This is a genomic window from Flavobacterium sp. TSSA_36 (genome assembly GCF_051547165.1).
Taxonomy (GTDB): domain Bacteria; phylum Bacteroidota; class Bacteroidia; order Flavobacteriales; family Flavobacteriaceae; genus Flavobacterium.
In genome coordinates, this window is sequence record NZ_JBPTTP010000001.1 from 531,802 (window position 1) to 548,876 (window position 17,075).

General features: G+C 37.7%; 11 protein-coding genes. 7 read left to right on the forward strand and 4 right to left on the reverse strand.

What is annotated here, in order from left to right:
- Window positions 1-205: 205 nt before the first annotated feature.
- The 7 genes from nagB (at window position 206) to ACSVH7_RS02335 (ending at window position 10,757) form a co-directional block, all read left to right on the forward strand.
- Window positions 206-2,143 carry a glucosamine-6-phosphate deaminase gene (gene nagB / locus ACSVH7_RS02305; RefSeq protein ID WP_438065076.1) on the forward strand — a complete coding sequence of 646 codons (1,938 nt, stop codon included), beginning with the start codon at window positions 206-208 and terminating at the stop codon, window positions 2,141-2,143.
- Window positions 2,144-2,584: 441 nt separating this feature from the next.
- Entirely contained in the window at window positions 2,585-3,949 is a 1,365-nt protein-coding gene (dcuC, locus tag ACSVH7_RS02310) for a C4-dicarboxylate transporter DcuC (protein ID WP_438065077.1), read from the forward strand.
- 2 nt (window positions 3,950-3,951) lie between these two features.
- Window positions 3,952-5,103, forward strand: coding sequence for a beta-aspartyl-peptidase (gene iadA / locus ACSVH7_RS02315; protein ID WP_438065078.1), 1,152 nt, complete (start codon window positions 3,952-3,954; stop codon window positions 5,101-5,103).
- A 14-nt stretch (window positions 5,104-5,117) separates the two neighbouring features.
- The gene (locus tag ACSVH7_RS02320; protein ID WP_438065079.1) at window positions 5,118-6,455 is read left to right on the forward strand and encodes a porin; all 1,338 of its coding nucleotides are present in this window, start codon (window positions 5,118-5,120) and stop codon (window positions 6,453-6,455) included.
- Window positions 6,456-6,457: 2 nt separating this feature from the next.
- The gene (locus ACSVH7_RS02325; RefSeq protein ID WP_438065080.1) at window positions 6,458-7,978 is read left to right on the forward strand and encodes a M14 family zinc carboxypeptidase; all 1,521 of its coding nucleotides are present in this window, start codon (window positions 6,458-6,460) and stop codon (window positions 7,976-7,978) included.
- Between the two features lie 6 nt (window positions 7,979-7,984).
- Window positions 7,985-9,268: a hypothetical protein gene (locus ACSVH7_RS02330; protein ID WP_438065081.1), complete on the forward strand. Its 1,284-nt coding sequence runs from the start codon at window positions 7,985-7,987 to the stop codon at window positions 9,266-9,268.
- A gap of 10 nt (window positions 9,269-9,278) precedes the next feature.
- Window positions 9,279-10,757, forward strand: a complete 1,479-nt coding sequence (locus ACSVH7_RS02335) for a lamin tail domain-containing protein (protein WP_438065082.1) — start codon at window positions 9,279-9,281, stop codon at window positions 10,755-10,757.
- Between the two features lie 71 nt (window positions 10,758-10,828).
- Here the strand turns inward: ACSVH7_RS02335 and ACSVH7_RS02340 are convergent, their stop codons facing one another.
- The 4 genes from ACSVH7_RS02340 to ACSVH7_RS02355 all read right to left on the reverse strand — a co-directional run bounded on the left by ACSVH7_RS02340 (window position 10,829) and on the right by ACSVH7_RS02355 (window position 16,995).
- Window positions 10,829-11,536: a heterodisulfide reductase-related iron-sulfur binding cluster gene (locus tag ACSVH7_RS02340; RefSeq protein WP_438065083.1), complete on the reverse strand. Its 708-nt coding sequence runs from the start codon at window positions 11,534-11,536 to the stop codon at window positions 10,829-10,831.
- 327 nt (window positions 11,537-11,863) lie between these two features.
- Window positions 11,864-13,963 (reverse strand): FAD-binding and (Fe-S)-binding domain-containing protein, encoded by a 2,100-nt coding sequence (locus tag ACSVH7_RS02345; protein WP_438065084.1) that lies wholly within the window; start codon window positions 13,961-13,963, stop codon window positions 11,864-11,866.
- A 1,031-nt stretch (window positions 13,964-14,994) separates the two neighbouring features.
- Window positions 14,995-15,534 (reverse strand): 3-hydroxyanthranilate 3,4-dioxygenase, encoded by a 540-nt coding sequence (locus tag ACSVH7_RS02350; RefSeq protein WP_438065085.1) that lies wholly within the window; start codon window positions 15,532-15,534, stop codon window positions 14,995-14,997.
- A gap of 351 nt (window positions 15,535-15,885) precedes the next feature.
- Window positions 15,886-16,995 (reverse strand): endonuclease/exonuclease/phosphatase family protein, encoded by a 1,110-nt coding sequence (locus ACSVH7_RS02355; protein WP_438065086.1) that lies wholly within the window; start codon window positions 16,993-16,995, stop codon window positions 15,886-15,888.
- Window positions 16,996-17,075: the final 80 nt, after the last annotated feature.

The window sequence follows — 17,075 nt, forward strand, 5'->3', positions numbered from 1 at the left end:
AAAGAGTAACCACATAGAATCATAGATTAACGTAAATCAACATAGAAAACAATAGAAATAGCTCTATTTCTCACATAGATAAGCTATGTGAATAGTAAAACGTCTATTGGTTTCTTTTAAAAAACTATAAATTCTATACTTCTCCTATGTGGTAAAAAACAATTCAACCTAACGTATCAAATATCTAAAAACATATATCAGAATTATGGAAATAGTATCCAAACCAAAATCACCCATTAGTTACCAACCTGCAGGTCAGTTTGAAGATACCCGCTTTGAAAAAATTCACAATGTCATCTTTAAAAATGCTTCCGAAGCCTCTATTTTAGTCGCACAAGAAATTGCCGATTTGATTCGCTACAAACAAGAAAAGCATAAAAAATGTGTCCTTGGATTGGCCACGGGTTCCTCGCCTATCAAAGTGTATCAGGAATTAGTACGTATGCACAAAGAAGAAGGCTTAAGTTTTGCCAATGTAATCACCTTCAACTTAGACGAATACTATCCGATGCGCAAAGAAAGCGTTCAAAGTTATCATTACTTTATGCATCAACATCTCTTTAACCATGTAGATATTCTACCTGAAAACATCAACATTCCCGAGGGTACCATTCCTTTAGAATATATTAATCAATACTGCATTGATTACGAAATGAAAATTAAAAATGCAGGAGGTTTAGATTTTCAATTATTAGGAATTGGAAGAACTGGCCATGTCGGATTTAATGAACCTGGATCTCACATCAACTCTGGAACTAGAATCATTACGCTGGATTACATTACCAAAGTAGACGCTTCGGGTGATTTTAATGGTATTAATAATGTTCCTAAAAAAGCGATAACGATGGGAGTAGCTACTATTTTGCGATCCAAAAGAATTGTATTATTGGCTTGGGGACAAAACAAAGCGGCTATCGTAAAAAGAACCATTCAAGGTGAAATTAGCACCGAAGTTCCCGCCACGTTTTTACAACATCATTCGAATACAACTTTTGTTTTAGACCAAGGTGCCGCAGCTGAACTAACAAGATTAGAAACACCTTGGCTGGTTGGAGAATGTCTTTGGACAGAAGAGCTAAAAAAGAAAGCCATTGTTTGGCTTTGTCAACACACTCAAAAATCAATTCTTAAACTCACAGATAGAGATTACAATAACAATGGAATGTCTGATCTTTTGGCAGCAGGAAAATCTGCATACGACCTGAATATTAACATGTTCAATGTTTTACAACATACCATCACGGGGTGGCCAGGAGGAAAACCTAATACTGAGGACACCTACAGACCCGAACGTTCTGAACCTTCCCAAAAAAGAGTACTCCTCTTTAGCCCACATCCTGATGATGATGTCATTTCTATGGGAGGTACTTTGGCAAAATTAATCCAACAAGGACATGATGTTCACGTAGTCTATCAAACTTCTGGCAATATTGCTGTCACAGATGATGAAGCACTAAAATTTGCTGAAGTGGCTCATGATTTTACACACAAAAACGCTACAGATATCCATTTTCAATCGGTCATAAATACCATTAAAACAAAACCAAAAGGCGCCATCGATTCGGAAGAAGTTCGACAGTTAAAAGGGCTTATACGTAGAAGAGAATCCTATGCAGCCGTAAGATGCATCGGTCTAAAAGACGAAAATGTACATTTCTTGGATTTACCATTTTATGAAACGGGAAAGGTTCAAAAAAATCCATTGGGGACTGAAGACATTGCTATTGTAAAAGAAATCATTACACGCATTCAACCACATCAGGTCTTTGCTGCTGGTGACCTCGCCGACCCACACGGAACGCATGAAGTATGCCTTAATGCTATTTTTGCTGCTATGAAAGCCTTAAAATCAGAGCCTTTTATGAAAGCCTGTTGGTTATGGTTGTACCGAGGTGCGTGGCATGAATGGGACCTGCACGAAATAGACATGGCCGTTCCTTTAAGTCCAGACGAAGTACTATTAAAACGACAAGCCATTTTGTACCATCAATCGCAAAAAGATAGAGTAATGTTTCAAGGGAATGATTCTAGAGAATTCTGGGTACGAGCCGAAGACAGAAATAAAAAAACAGCTCAATTGTATGACCAATTAGGTCTAGCAGAATATGAAGCTATAGAAGCATTTAAGCGCTTTAACTACTAGCTTTTTTAGACATACTTGAACAACTTTTTAACCCAAAATCAAATTTAGGAAACTGCTTTTGATTTTGGGTTTTATGCTAGCTGGCTAGGGCTTCTCCTTAAAAAAAAATTAGTCCACCTACCCTACTCACAGGTTTAATAGTTACAAACCAACCCGATTCAGTGTCAAAATCTAGACCCAATTATTGAAAATTAACGAGAATTAACAGATTGCGTTAAACCTATCCCAAAGTCTCCGTTCGTTGACATTTATCATAAAAGCCAAAATAAGTAGTACCTAATTTTGTAAGGAACTAGTCAAAAACCTGGTTATTAAACACTTTGAATAAACAAAGTTTAAACGCTACGTAGTTACATTTAATAAAATTTATACCTTTATAAAGCCTAAAACGCATAAAATCAATGATTTTAAACCAATTAAATCCATTTTAATTCAAAATTTATGATACTAGCAGGTTCTTTAATTGCAATTTTCTTTATTGCAATCGTAGCGAGGTTATTAATCAAAAACTATTATGCACATGCTGTCCTAATTATTAGCGGATTGTTAATGCTTGGAGTCGCCTCGGTGTTAGGTTTTGAAATGCCAAAACTAGACAAACCCACCGGCTCCGCCTTTTTTGATATCTTTGAATACATCAGCGTAGCCTTCAGTCAAACCAATGCTAATGTGGGTTTGATGATTATGGCCATTGGTGGATTCGTAGCTTTTATTGATAAAATTGGTGCTTCGGATGCCTTGGTTTATCTGGCCATGAAACCACTTTCTTTACTCAAAAAATACCCGTACATCATTGCCTCATTAGTAATTCCTATCGGGCAATTTCTGTTTATTTGTATTCCATCAGCCGCTGGTCTAGCTCTTTTATTGATGGCTTCTATTTTTCCTATTATGGTGAATTTGGGGGTGAGTCGCCTTTCTGCAGCCTCCGTAATCACAGCTTGTACTGCTTTTGGAGTGGGACCTGCTTCAGTGATTACAGCTCGCTCCGTTAAAATTATCGAAACCGATTCTGTTTCTCATTTTTTTGGTTCGCAAATCCCATTGATGGTGCCTTTGACCATCGCTTTAATGATCACTTATTACTTTGTCAATAAATATTACGACAAAAAAATGAAGGTGGAAGTTACTACTGTTGAAACCAAAGAAATCGAATTGAAAGTACCGGTTTTTTATGCCATTATTCCCATTTTGCCACTCATCATTTTATTAGTTTTTTCAGATCTTTTTCAATTTTTCGAAACGCCAATACATGTAAATACCACTATGGTGATGATTTTTTGTGTATTCGTTGGACTTGTTTTTGAAGCGGTCAGAACCCGAGATATCAAAGTAGTTTTTAATTCTTTAAAAATCTTCTTCAACGGAATGGGAGATATTTTTAAATCGGTAGTGACGCTTATCATTGCTGCCGAGATTTTCTCTAAAGGATTAATTGCTTTGATGTTCATTGATGGATTAATCAGCAGTTCACAAAGTCTTGGTTTAGGTGCTGATGGGATTAGTATTGTGATGGCGCTGATGATTTTCTTAGCCTCGATTTTGATGGGAAGTGGTAATGCGGCCTTTTTTGCCTTTGGTCCTTTGGTACCAAAACTTACCGGAGAATTGGCTGTTTCTACTACACATATGATTTTACCAATGGAATTTGCGGCTTCGATGGGGAGAACGGTTTCCCCTATTTCGGGGGTGCTGTTATCCACCTCAGAAATCGCCAAAGTGTCCCCTTTTGATATCGCCAAACGCAATGCCATTCCGTTTGTTGTGGCCCTATTAGTAATGCTTATTCACCACTTTATACTATAGCTATGTTAAAACTTATTCAAAACGCCACCGTTTATGCCCCAGAATTTTTAGGCAAAAAAGACATTCTTATTGCCGGAGAAAAAATAGTTGCCATAGAGGATACTATTGAAGTTTCGACGCTATTCTCGGAAGTGATAGATTTTAATAGCAAAATCTTGACTCCAGGTTTAATTGACCAACATGTGCACATCACGGGCGCTGGGGGCAAACATGGCTTTGGGTCTATGACACCCGAAATCATGTTAGGAGAATTCATAGCATGCGGAACTACAACCGTAGTAGGATTATTAGGTACCGATGGAAGCGCCAGAAGTATCAAAACATTATACGCCAAGGCCAAATCTTTAGAATCTGAAGGAATTTCGGCCTATATCTTGACCAGTTATTTTGGTTTGGATGCGGTGACCTTTACCCAATCTATTCAAGACGATATGATTTTCATTGACAAAGTAGTAGGGTGCAAAGTAGCCATCAGTGATGAACGATCTTCGTACCCTGAAGCCATTGATTTACTTCGAGAATTAAAACAAGTACGCGTAGGCGGTTTAATCGCTGGCAAAAAAGGGATTCTTCATATCCATCTAGGCGCGCTTAGTTCTAGAATGGATGTTTTGTTAGAATTAGTTCAAAAATACGAATTCCCAATCGAACATATTTCTCCAACGCACGTGGGGCGTACCCTTCCTTTATTTGAACAAGCCATTGAGTTTGCCAAACTGGGCGGGATGATCGACATTACTTCAGGCGGAACCAAATACACCGACCCCTACAAATCGGTGCTGTATGCTCTAGAAAAAGGCGTATCGATAGACAAGATGACCTTTAGTAGTGATGGTAATGCGGGTATCGGAATTGTCAACGAACAAGGCGTTACTATCGGCTTCAAAAAAGCACCGATTCATTTGAATTTAAAACAAGTCGTACTATTAGTACAAGAAGGGAAATTACCCATTGAACAAGCCTTCAAATTAATCACTAGTAATCCTGCCAAAAATTTAGCATTAAAACATAAAGGAAGTATAAAAGTAGGTTTCGATGCCGATTTTTGTGCTTTCACTACCGATTTACAACTGACAGATGTAATCGCAAGAGGTAAACAAATGATGAAAGATGGAGATATCCTTGTTTATGGAAATTTTGAAACTAAAAATTAATAAACATCCACACTATGAATGTAACAAAACTAAATCATTACCTCATCGTATTGTTGTGTTTTGTCTTTGGAGCCACTACTTATGCTCAAGATGATGACAAAGATAACTATGATAATGATGAGGAAATTAACCTAGACTCAACCTCTAGTATCGTCCGTTTAAAAAGGAATTACAACATTGGAGATGGCATCAATTTTATCTCTGAAAATGGTTCCTCGATGAACATTACTCAAAGCGTTCAATCATTATATTTAATGAATACCTCCAACGATTTTGAAACGATGAATTCGCAGTTCAGAATCCGAAGAGCGCGTATGAAAGTAAGCGGTAACCTTTTTGATAAAAAATTGTATTACAGAATTCGCTTGAATTTTGCTTCAGATTATCAAAGTACCACTTCTGGAAATCGTTCTTTCAATAACCTTTTACAAGATGCTTACATCGAATATCGCCCTGCCAAAGGACACCGCATCAATTTTGGACTAAGAGCTGATTATTTGGATTCTAGAGAAACCAGAATTGAAGGTGAAGTATTAGGGTTTATAGAACGCAGTGAACTCTCAAGCGCTTTTGATGCTATTTTTGATTACGGAGTACGCTACCAAGGGCAATTTAGAGTGGCAGGACAATTGTTCAAACCCTATGTTTCCATTACTACAGGAGAAGGACAATCCGGATTAACTAAAAATTATGGTGGGTTTAAATATGGCGCCCGTTTGGATTATCTTCCCTTTGGTGCTTTCTCAAAACTAGGCGAATTTTATATGGAAGACTTGGCCAGAGAGAAAAAGCCCAAATTAGTAATCGGCGCAGTGTACAGTTATAACAATGGTCAAACCTCAGCTAAAGGTACAAACGGAGGGCGTTATTTATACGGAGACGCCAATCAAAATATTGTTTTACCCGATTATCAAAAATTTGGCGTTGATTATATGTTCAAATACCGAGGTTTTTATTCTTTGGGAAGTTATTTCATGACCAAAGCGAGCATGTCTGATTCCGTAACAGGTGAGTTCACTTTAGCAGGCGCATATAGACCATTTCCCATTGATGCTACTGTTGAAGAGAACAAAAACAGAGTATTCTCCCGATTAAATCTAGGGTCAGGCTTCAATGTTCAAGCGGGCTATTTATTGCCTTCTAGCTGGTCGTTTGGCTTGCGTTATACCCAATTATTCCAAGATGAAGTATCCAATTCCTTCGATACGTACGACAAAAACTACTCCCTTGTGGCTACCAAATATCTTGCAGGTCACGATTTGAAAATTCAAACAGAAATTGGCAAATCCAACATCAAAGGAGGCGATAAGGATTATTTATACGGTCAAATTATGTTAACCATACAATTATAATTATGAAAAAAATATTCATCACAGTAGTTGGTTTTCTTTTTGCCATGCACCTCAACGCTCAAGAAAACGACATTTATACCAAATTTTTTCCAGATCCTGAAAAACAACTTCCTGTACCCATAACTACTGGAAGTGATTACTATACCAGTTACACTAATGTGCTTAAATTTTTAGACAATTTAGCCCTAAAGTATCCTGAAGTGATGACCATTGCTACCATTGGAAAATCGCAAAGAGGCAACAACGTTCCTTTGGTCACTTTAAATAAAAAAGGTAAAATAAGTGATTCTCAAAAAATTAGAGTAACCTTCTTAGGCAGTATGCATGGTGACGAACCCATCAGCACAGACGCCATGTTGAATACCATTTATGAAATTCTTGAAAACCCAAGCTATAGTGCCTATTTAGACAAAGCAATTGTCCAAATTATTCCTATTGTAAACGTAGATGGGCATAAAGATGAAACTCGATTTTCAAATGACGAAACTGATTTGAATCGCAATTTAGGCATCTTGAATGTGCCTGAAACCGTAAATGTTAAAAATGCCATCAATACCTTTGATCCCCATGTGGTGATTGATTTTCACGAATACAATCCACAACGCAAAGATTTCTTAGATATTGATGATTGCTTGACATCTTCTTACGATGCAATGTTTTTGTACTCCGGAAACCTCAATGTAGATGAAAACATTCGAAAAATGATCGAAAACGACTTTGTGACTCCTACGAAATCCCTACTCGAAAAAAATAAACGAGTGATCAGAAACTATTGTTCCTCGCAACGTATGGATAACCAAGTTATTTTAAATATTGGAGGTATAACTTCTCGTTCCAGTGCAACAAATTATGCACTGCAAAACAGAATTTCTATTTTGATGGAAATTCGTGGGGTAACGGAGAAAGAAAAGGCCGTAAAAAGAAGAATTGAAACTTCAACTTTGGCCGCTTTATCCTATTTAGATATTGCCAATAAAGAATCTGACAACATAAAATCGACCATTGAAAAAGCCAATCAAAAAGCAATCGAAGGTAAAAATGAAATTGTAATTACCTCAAAACCTACGATGATTGAATCCAACTTTCAATTTGTAAATACCTGTACTAATGAGTATTCCATTTATAAATTTAAAGCCAAAGACAACACCCAACATGTAGCTACCGCCACTAGAAAAAGACCTGAAGGCTATGTCATTATTACTAAAAGCAAACCCTTATTCAATGTATTAAGAACTTCTGGAATAGACTTTTCGGTGACTGAAAAAGCGTATGATATGGAGGTAGAAACCTATGTACAAAAGGAAGAGGGCAAATTTGAAATCAATAAAGAAATCATGCAAGTTCCAGCCCGTTCTATTTTAATCAAAGCCCATCAAAAAATGGGAAATACCATCATTGACCTACTAGAACCTGAAGGCGTTAATTCATTATACCAAAACAAGATTTTAAAAACATTACCAAATTCTGATAGGTTACGTCTATTGCGCGTGAATTTGAGTCAAATCGTTCAACTACAAAATTAATTTATCATGCAAAAAATATTTACTTATACCCTCGCTGCAGTATTACTAATCAGTACGTACAGTAATGCACAAGAAATAAAGGAAGCTAAAAAAACGGATTCCACCTTTATTTATAAAAATGGAGAAGGTACCTACATCAATTTGGGTAAAAAAAATAAATCTGTGATTAACTTTTCGGGAACCATTCAATCGGGCGCTGCCTTCAACAAAGCCGATGATGGCACTGATACGGAAAACACCAGCAGAATGTCGATCAATATGGCACGACTCTACTTGAACGGTTCTTTTTTGAATGACAAAGCGCGAATCGGTTTGGTGACCGATTTTACAGGAACCAAAGGATTATTAGAAGCTTGGGTAGGCTTGAATTTATATAAAAACAATGCCTATTTGTACTTTGGAGAAAAACGAACCAATACTAACAATAGATTGGCTTTAGAAGACGAACGCTTTGCACAAAACATTTCGCAAACCATCGCCGGACAATCTAATGACGGCATTGCCTATGGCGGATTAATGCAAAATTTTGTGGGGGCAACTCGCGAAGGGGGATTATTTATCGAAACAAATTTCACTATTGGTGCTGTTAGAATTTATCCATCGGTGTCCATAACTACAGGAGATGGTCAAATTGCCTTTGGCGAAAAAGCCGATTCCGGTTTAAAATATGGAGGCCGTTTAGACATTATGCCTTTGGGAGATTTCATCAAAAACAATGCGTTTATTAGTCATGATTTGTACTATGAACCAACGCTAAAAATTGCCTTTGGTGTGGCCGGTAGCTATAATGTAAAAGCCAGTGAAGCTAGAGGAAGTGGTAATGGTATCATCACTGGAATTTTTGATAAAGACGGTAAAGCGGCCTATGCTGATTACCGTAAAATGGTAACCGATTTTATTGTGAAATACAAAGGATTTTCATTCATAGGAGAATATACCAATGCCTCAGTTAACGGAAAAGATTTGTACAGTAATAGTTCCGCTTCTACCCTCCTGAATGCTGAAACTTCTGCTTCAAAATACAATATGGGTTATGGTGTGAATGTACAATCTTCATATGTAACAAGAAATGGTTGGGCCTTTGATACTCGCTTTTCTTTCATTGAACCTGAAGTAGTATCAGCAACTTCTTTAATCCAAAAAGAAAATTGGTACACAGTGGGTGTCAATAAATACCTTAAAAATAATGCCTTGAAAATTGGTTTAAACACCTCTTACGTAGATCGAAAAGTGGAACCTTTAAACACCTCAAACTGGAACACCAATTTGGGAGTACAATTAACATTCTAAATTATAGATCATGAAAAAATACCTATATTTAAGCATACTTAGCGCCTTTTTATTTACCGGATGTTCTTCTGAATTTACCGATCAGCCTTTTGTAGAACCAGAAATTCCTGCTGGTGGTTTTGAAGATTTATTAATCTCGGAAATTGCTACGTTTATCAATACAGACAACACAGATAAAACAAGAAATAACTACGTAGAATTATATAATGGCACTGGTAAAGCAATCAATTTGTCTGACTATGCTATCGGTTATCAGGCTAGTTCAGACGAATCAACATTGGCTGAATGGACTTTTACTAATACAGAAAACTATCTTCAGCTAAGTGGTAATTTGGATCAAGGCAAAGCCTTTGTTATTGGATCTAATGCTGCGAATTTAACCACTGTGAAAAGCAATATAACTTGGGGAACTTCTAGTACTGCGAATGCTGATGCTAGCAAACCCTTGCAACTAAGTGGTAATAGTGCTATTGCTTTATTGAAAAAAGACGCAGCCGGTACACACACTTTAAATGGAGCAAAATACAAAATCATTGATGTATTCGGTAGTCCAAAAGTAGCTCGTATAATAGCAGCAAGTAATTCCTCTAGAAACAACTTTATTTGGTCTATTGCTGGAGAATCTGGTGAAACCAGAAACAACACATTCTACAGAAAAAAATCTATCAAAAAACCTAATGCGGATTGGGCACTATCCAAAGGAACTACAATTGTTAATTCTGAATGGATAGTTTCAGCACCTAGAAGTTGGGATTATTCTAATGTTGGTTTATTCACAGTAGCTGATGACCCTACAGGTCCTACAGTACCAACAAATCCCTTTCAAGAATTGTTGATTTCTGAGCTTGCTACTGCAGTAAATACAGATCCAAATGGTGGAGCAAAAAGAAATCATTATGTTGAATTGTACAACGGAACCGATAACTCCATAGATTTATCTAACTATGCCATCGGTTACCAAGCCACTACTGATGAAGCGACTTTATCCGAATGGAGCTTTACTGACTCTAACAATTACCTACTTTTAACAGGGTCATTGGCTAAAGAAAAAGCTTATGTTATTGCTTCTAACACAGCTGATCCTAGCATTGTGAAAAGCGATAAAACTTGGGGAACTACGTCCGAAGCCAATGCTGATGCCAGCAAACCATTACAATTAAGTGGTAACAGTGCCATCGCATTATTGAAAAAAGATGCAGCTGGAACTCACACACTAAATGGAGAAAAATATAAAATTATTGATGTTTTTGGTAGCCCTCAAGTTCCAAGATTAACTGCAACTTCAACTACTGCTAGAACCAAATTTTATTGGTCTATAGCTGGTGAATCTGGTGAAACCAGAAACAACACTTTTTGGAGAAAGAAAACCGTAACCAAACCTAATACGGATTGGTCCGTTTCTAAAGGAACAACAGCCTTAGATTCTGAATGGAATATTTCTCCTGACAGAGCATGGGATTATTCTAATATTGGATCGTATTCAAATTAATTCCAAAAAAATAACAACAAAGAAGCCAGCATAATTGCTGGCTTCTTTGCTTTATAAACTTTCGTTTCTGCTTATCGCGTCACTTCTTCAATCAAATAAAAAATAGAAGTAAACGACATTCCGCTGGCTTTATCTAAACCAATTTCACAGGTTCTACTGGTAGAATATCCACTAGTACAATGGATTGGAATTTGCTGTTTCAAGTCTTTAAGTCCATGTTCGTTCAATGCTGGAACCAAAAAACCACGGTCGCCCGCGAAGCCACAACAATTGCTGTCAATCATCGTCACTTGCTCTGCACAATGCTGTGCCAAAGCTAGTAACTGGTCCATTTTTCCGATTTTTTTAACCGAACAAACGGGAAAAATAGCTACTGCTTCCTTTTTCTTTTTCACGGTTAAATTGGGTAGCACAAAGTTCAACATAAACTCGATTGGGTCCACAATCTTCAAAGCACTTGTAAATTCTTCTTTGGAATGGTAAAAACAAGGACTCATATCGTACAAAATTGGATACTTGCCACTCTCTGAAACACGAAGCAAATCCGCTTCTAAAAGTTGGGATTGCTTATGATTCACCTCCACAAAACCTTTGCTAGAAAAAGGCATTCCACAACAATGTGCCTCCAACTCTTTTGGATAAATAATGGTGTAGCCCGCCCGCTCTAACAACTGATGCGTCAATGCTGTGAGTTGAAGGTCTTCTTCTTTTTGAAATTCGTTTTTTCCCATCGCACGGTTGATGCAGGAAGGGAAATACACTACTTTTAAATCAGCCATCTTTCTTTATTTTTTGCCACGAATGCACTAAATTTTAAATTTGTTTCACCGCAAATTCGCAAATTTAGTTTTACAAACACTTAAATTAAAATTTGCGAATTTGCGGTGAATTCCCTTATGCTATTCCAATTAAAATCTGCAAATCAGTGGCTCTTTTTTAAAAATCAATTTGCGAATTCGCGGTCATCATTTTTATGCTATAACAACTAAAATTTGCGAATTTGCGGTTATTCCCTTTATGCTATTCCAATTAAAATCTGCGAATCTGTGGCCTTTATCTTTTTCCTACATCAATTAAAATTCGTGAATTAGTAGCCAATCTTTTGTTTATTTAATTTTATCCGCTCCTTTCGGGATTTGAGGCATCCATTTTGGAATATTGCCCCCTGAAATCCAATGTAATCCACTAGAAATCGATGACATAACACTTGTACCCAAAATCGAATGAAAAAACGACACTACTTTTAATCCCATTCGCATCATTGCTGTGGTTTTATCCATATTTGAACCAATGTAGTTCGCCACTTTCTTTTGCGTATCGGTAATCGCATCGGCTCGCCAATGTTTGACAAACTTGCCCGTATCAATATGAACTGGACACGCCAAAGCACACAAACCATCCGTCGCGCAAGTTTCATCCAATTGATAGGTAACATCTTTTCGAATAGCTGCCAATCGTTGCGGGTCGTCATTAGTGGCTTCTAATCGACTGATTTCTCTAGCAATAACAATGCGTTGTCTGGGAGAAAGCGTCAATCCTTCGGAAACACAATGCGGTTCACAGAATCCACATTCCATACATTTATCGATAATAGCGTGAGATTCTGGTAAAGGTTTTAAGTGTTTCAAATGCGCTTTTGGATCGGGATTGATCAAAACATCGGGATTGATTTGGTTCTTAGGATCAAAGATCTTCTTAATGCGTTTCATAATGTCATAAGCCGCCGCTCCCCATTCTTTTTCCACAAAAGGCGCCATATTACGTCCCGTTCCGTGTTCCGCTTTTAGAGAGCCTCCAAATTGATCAACTACAATTATCGCCAATTCGGCCATTAAATCTTCATAGCGTTGCACTTCCTTCGGATTCGAGAAATCTTGCGAAAACACAAAATGCAAATTCCCTTCTAGCGCGTGTCCAAACAAAACCGCGTCATCGTATTCGTATTTTTTGAATAAGGCTTTTAATGCCACACAAGCTTCTGCCAATTGCGGTAGCGGAAAAGCCACATCTTCAATAATCACCGTGGTTCCTGTTTTTCGCAAACCGCCTACAGTGGGCAACAAACCTTTTCTTGCCTTCCAATTAAAGTAATATTGTTTGGGGTCTGATGTGAATTCATAATCCGTAAAAGTCGGTATACTCACAATTTGAGCTTTCACTTGTTGTTGTTTTTGCAACAACACTTCTTTATCATTATCTCTGCATTCTACCAATAAGGCACAAGCATCTTCGTGTAACGTTTTAAAATAATCAGGTGCTTCAGGGTCATTTTCTACCGAGCGAATGGAATCTCTGTCTAGCAATTCCACTGCGGCAACAGGACTTGATTTCAGCAAAATCGTCGCATTACATGCGTCCTGAATCGAATTGAAAATCAACAACGAACAAGATTTATGCTTTTCGTCTACGACCGTCTTGAAAGTCACATTCGAAATAAACCCCAAAGTCCCTTCAGAACCCACCATCAAATGCTTGATAATCTCAATAGGGTCTTCATAATCCACCAAAGCATTGATGCTGTAGCCCGTAGTATTTTTGATTTTAAATTTCTGACGAATACGCTCCTCCAAAGCTGGATTCGCAATAATTGTATGTCGCAAGGCCTTAATTTCCTCAATTAAATGCGCCTGAGTTTCATAAAACGAAGCCACACTTTCCGCATCGGCTGTGTCTAGGACCGTCCCATCGTGCAAAACCATCCGAATATCTGCAATGGTTTTATAGGAATTCTGAGCCGTTCCGCAGCACATTCCGCTGGCGTTGTTGGCTACGATTCCACCAATCATCGCCGCACCAATAGAAGCTGGGTCGGGACCAATTTTTAGTCCGTGTGGTGCCAAAAAAGTATTGGCTCTAGCGCCTACAATTCCGGGTTCTAGTTTTATCTTTTGCTTGTCATCTAGTAATTCGTAGTGCTTCCAGCCGTGCGTCGCCACGACCAAAACCGAATCCGTTATCGCTTGTCCCGATAAACTCGTTCCAGCCGCTCGAAACGTCAGGGCAATATTCAAAGCATTTGCCGCTTTGATAATCGCCACTACTTCGGCTTCAGATTGTACCAAAAGCACCATCTTCGGAATCAACCGATAAAAGCTCGCATCCGTTCCGTAAGCCAGGGTTTGCAAAGGATTCGTCAATATACGCTCCGAGTCGAGCACAGCTACAATTTGGTCTTTAAACTTTTGATAAGAAGGAGATAATAACATTGTTTTGTGTAATAAAATGTAAATTTAAGCATTAGCGACCATTAATTTCAACCTAAACCACTCCATTGTTTTTTAGGAGCAGCAAAAAATGGGCACATCAGTTAGCAAAGTCCTGTTGTCCTTCCAATCTTTTTTATCCAGAAAAAGGATATTCCCTCCCATAGGGGCTAGGTAAGTACTTTTTGTTTTCATAACAAGACAGCAATACCGAATTAGAAATATTGTTGTTAAGTGAGGATTCTAAATGCTACGGACTACGTGGCACTAGCTGCATTAATTTCAAAGGCTCGTGCGATGCCCTCTGGTCGTGCTCACAATAATAATTACGTAAAATCTATCATAAGGAGATTGTGATTTTGTATTGTATAGATTGTGAGTACGAGCATGACATAGATAGGTGAGCTAAAATGTTGCCTCGCTAGTATGTATGCGAAATAAACTTTCGAGACTACACCATATAAGTTATGGTAAGTGAAGGTCTGTTTTTGCTTTATTTAATTTCAAATATATTCAATTATTCTTACAAATCATTAAGTAACTATTTATTTCATAACCGTTTAAAATGTAGCACTATAACACCTACAAGTTTTGAAAACCTTGCAGGAGGAAAGTATTATTTACACTAAGTGTTTTGAAAACAATTCGACTCGATTAGCCCCGGGAGGAGCTGCATCCTTTGCTGACGAGGTTTGGTAACAAAGATATAGCGGAACACGGGAGGGGAAGTGTGGTAAAATCTGTTCGTTTGCTCCAATTAAATTGTCCAAAAAAACTAAGACACATATAGATTTAAGTTGAGAAAAGAAATAACTTAAATGTCCTTATCTGCCTAAATGGTTTAAAAAAATCACCGCAAATTATTTTGTTTGAAATCGAGGTAATTCTTCCAAGGTTGTAAGGGATTTTCAAGCTAGCTTAAATGACCTTAAAAGCCTTATATGGTTTAAAAAAAGCGACATAATTCACAAGGAATTACACAAAGGATGCAAAACTCCTATGGCTTATATGTTTTAAAAAATTTAGTTCAATGCTTATTTCTTGCCCATAAATCTTGGGTCGGTATCCATCACGGTGCTACAATTTTGGCAAGTTCGCAACGCCTCAGAACTATAAAAATGTTGAAAATGAGGGAGAAAATCTTTTTCAATGTTGTGGAGCTCAAAATAGACTTCGTGCAGTTTATGATTACAAAACTCACAATGCCAAAGCAAACCATCGGTAAAACCCAATCCTGCTCTTTTGCGTTCAATGACTAGACCAATAGAACCTTCGGAACGAACAGGCGAGTGCGGAATTTTAGCGGGATGTAAATACATATCTCCTGCGTGTAGTTCCATTTCTTTGCGCAGCCCTTCTTCTTGAATGATGACTTTTATACTGCCTTCGAGTTGGTAAAACAGCTCTTCCGTTTCGTTGTAGTGGTAATCTTTTCGGGCATTCGGTCCCGCCACAATCATCACGATATAGTCGCCAGAATCAACATAAAGATTCTTGTTGCCAACGGGTGGTTTTAATAATTCACGGTTATCTTGAATCCATTGGTTGAGGTTGAAAGGTTTTGCTATTGCCATTGTTTTTGTACTAAAATTCGAAAGGCTAAGATAAAGAAAATGATGCTATCAAATGATACTATCAAAAACCGATTCTTCCCCTACTTAAGGGAATTCGCTTTTAAAAAAAGTTAGCCACTAATTACACTAATTGTCACAAATGCACATCGAAATTGAAACCGAATGTCTCGAATTTCATCAATCTTAATAATTCTATCTAACACTTTTTTTAATCTTTGAAAATCAGCGAATCAGCGGTAAAAAAGTTAGCCAAGCTACCATCAAAGTTTTTACACTTTCTTTAAATTCGTGCCATTAAAACATTATAATTCGTTAATTATTAGTGAATTCGTGGCGGAAATTATCGAGTGCCTATTTCCCTTCCCTAATCAAATAGAGATACACTGGAAAATGATCGCTGTAGCCAACTTCGGTTAGGGAATGTCTGAGTGGATAGCCTTTGAATTTTCCTTGAGTTTGAATGAGGTAATTCCGTTGGAATATGCCTGCTTTCCAATACTGCAAAGTCGAATAATCTGAATTGAGCCAAGTGCCTGTAAGCATAATTTGGTCAAAAACATCCCAAGCATCTTGGTGTGCAATCGTACCTAACCCTCTGCTCAACAAAGCTTCAAAAGGATTGAAGATTTCGTATGGAGCTACCGCTGTTTTCTTTCCTTTGGCACCCAAAGCCACTTTTATGCTCTTGTTATGAGGGCCATCGTTGAGGTCACCCATCGTAATGATTTTTGCATTGACATTGAGTTGTTGTAACGAATCGATAATTTTCTTGTTCAGTTTTCCTGCGGCTTCTCGGTAGGCGCTTGTTTTTTGCTCGCCACCCGAACGAGAAGGCCAGTGATTGATAAGGAGATGGATTTCTTCTCCCTCTAAATAGCCACTAACGAGTAATTGGTCTCGAGTGTAAATTCTTTTGGTTGGTGCTAGAACGGGAACATCATCTTCTGTTTTTTCAGCCAATGATGCAGCAGTATTGGTTTTTTCAGACGATAAAGTAGCATTCAAATACAAGGGAATCACACTGTAATTTGTCGGACGAAACCATTTTTTTCGATATAACAAAGCCACATCAATGCCGCGCTTGTCGGGTGAATCAAAGTGGATGATGCCATATTCAGCTTCTTGTAATTGGGATTGTTGAATCAAATCTTCGAGTACGGCTCGGTTTTCGATTTCGCATCCGCCAATGAAAGTGGGCAATTCTTTGTTTTCAGGCGTGCCAATTTCTGAAAGTACTTGTGCCAAATGATGGAGTTTGGTTTGGTATTTTGCTTTCGTCCATCGTTGCAAACCATCGGGCGTCCATTCTTCGTCAAAAGTATCGGGGTCGTTGATGGTGTCAAAAAGGTTTTCAAAATTGTAAAACGCAACCGTATGTATTTTGAATTTTTTGGTTTGTGAAAATAGAGGAGATGTCCCCAAAACAAGAAAGAGTCCAAAAATCAACCAGTTATACTTCATATATATTATACTAAAATCGCCACAAGTAAAGTTAAGGGATTTCCGTTAGAAACCGCTGCATATTTTAGGATTTGCCTATA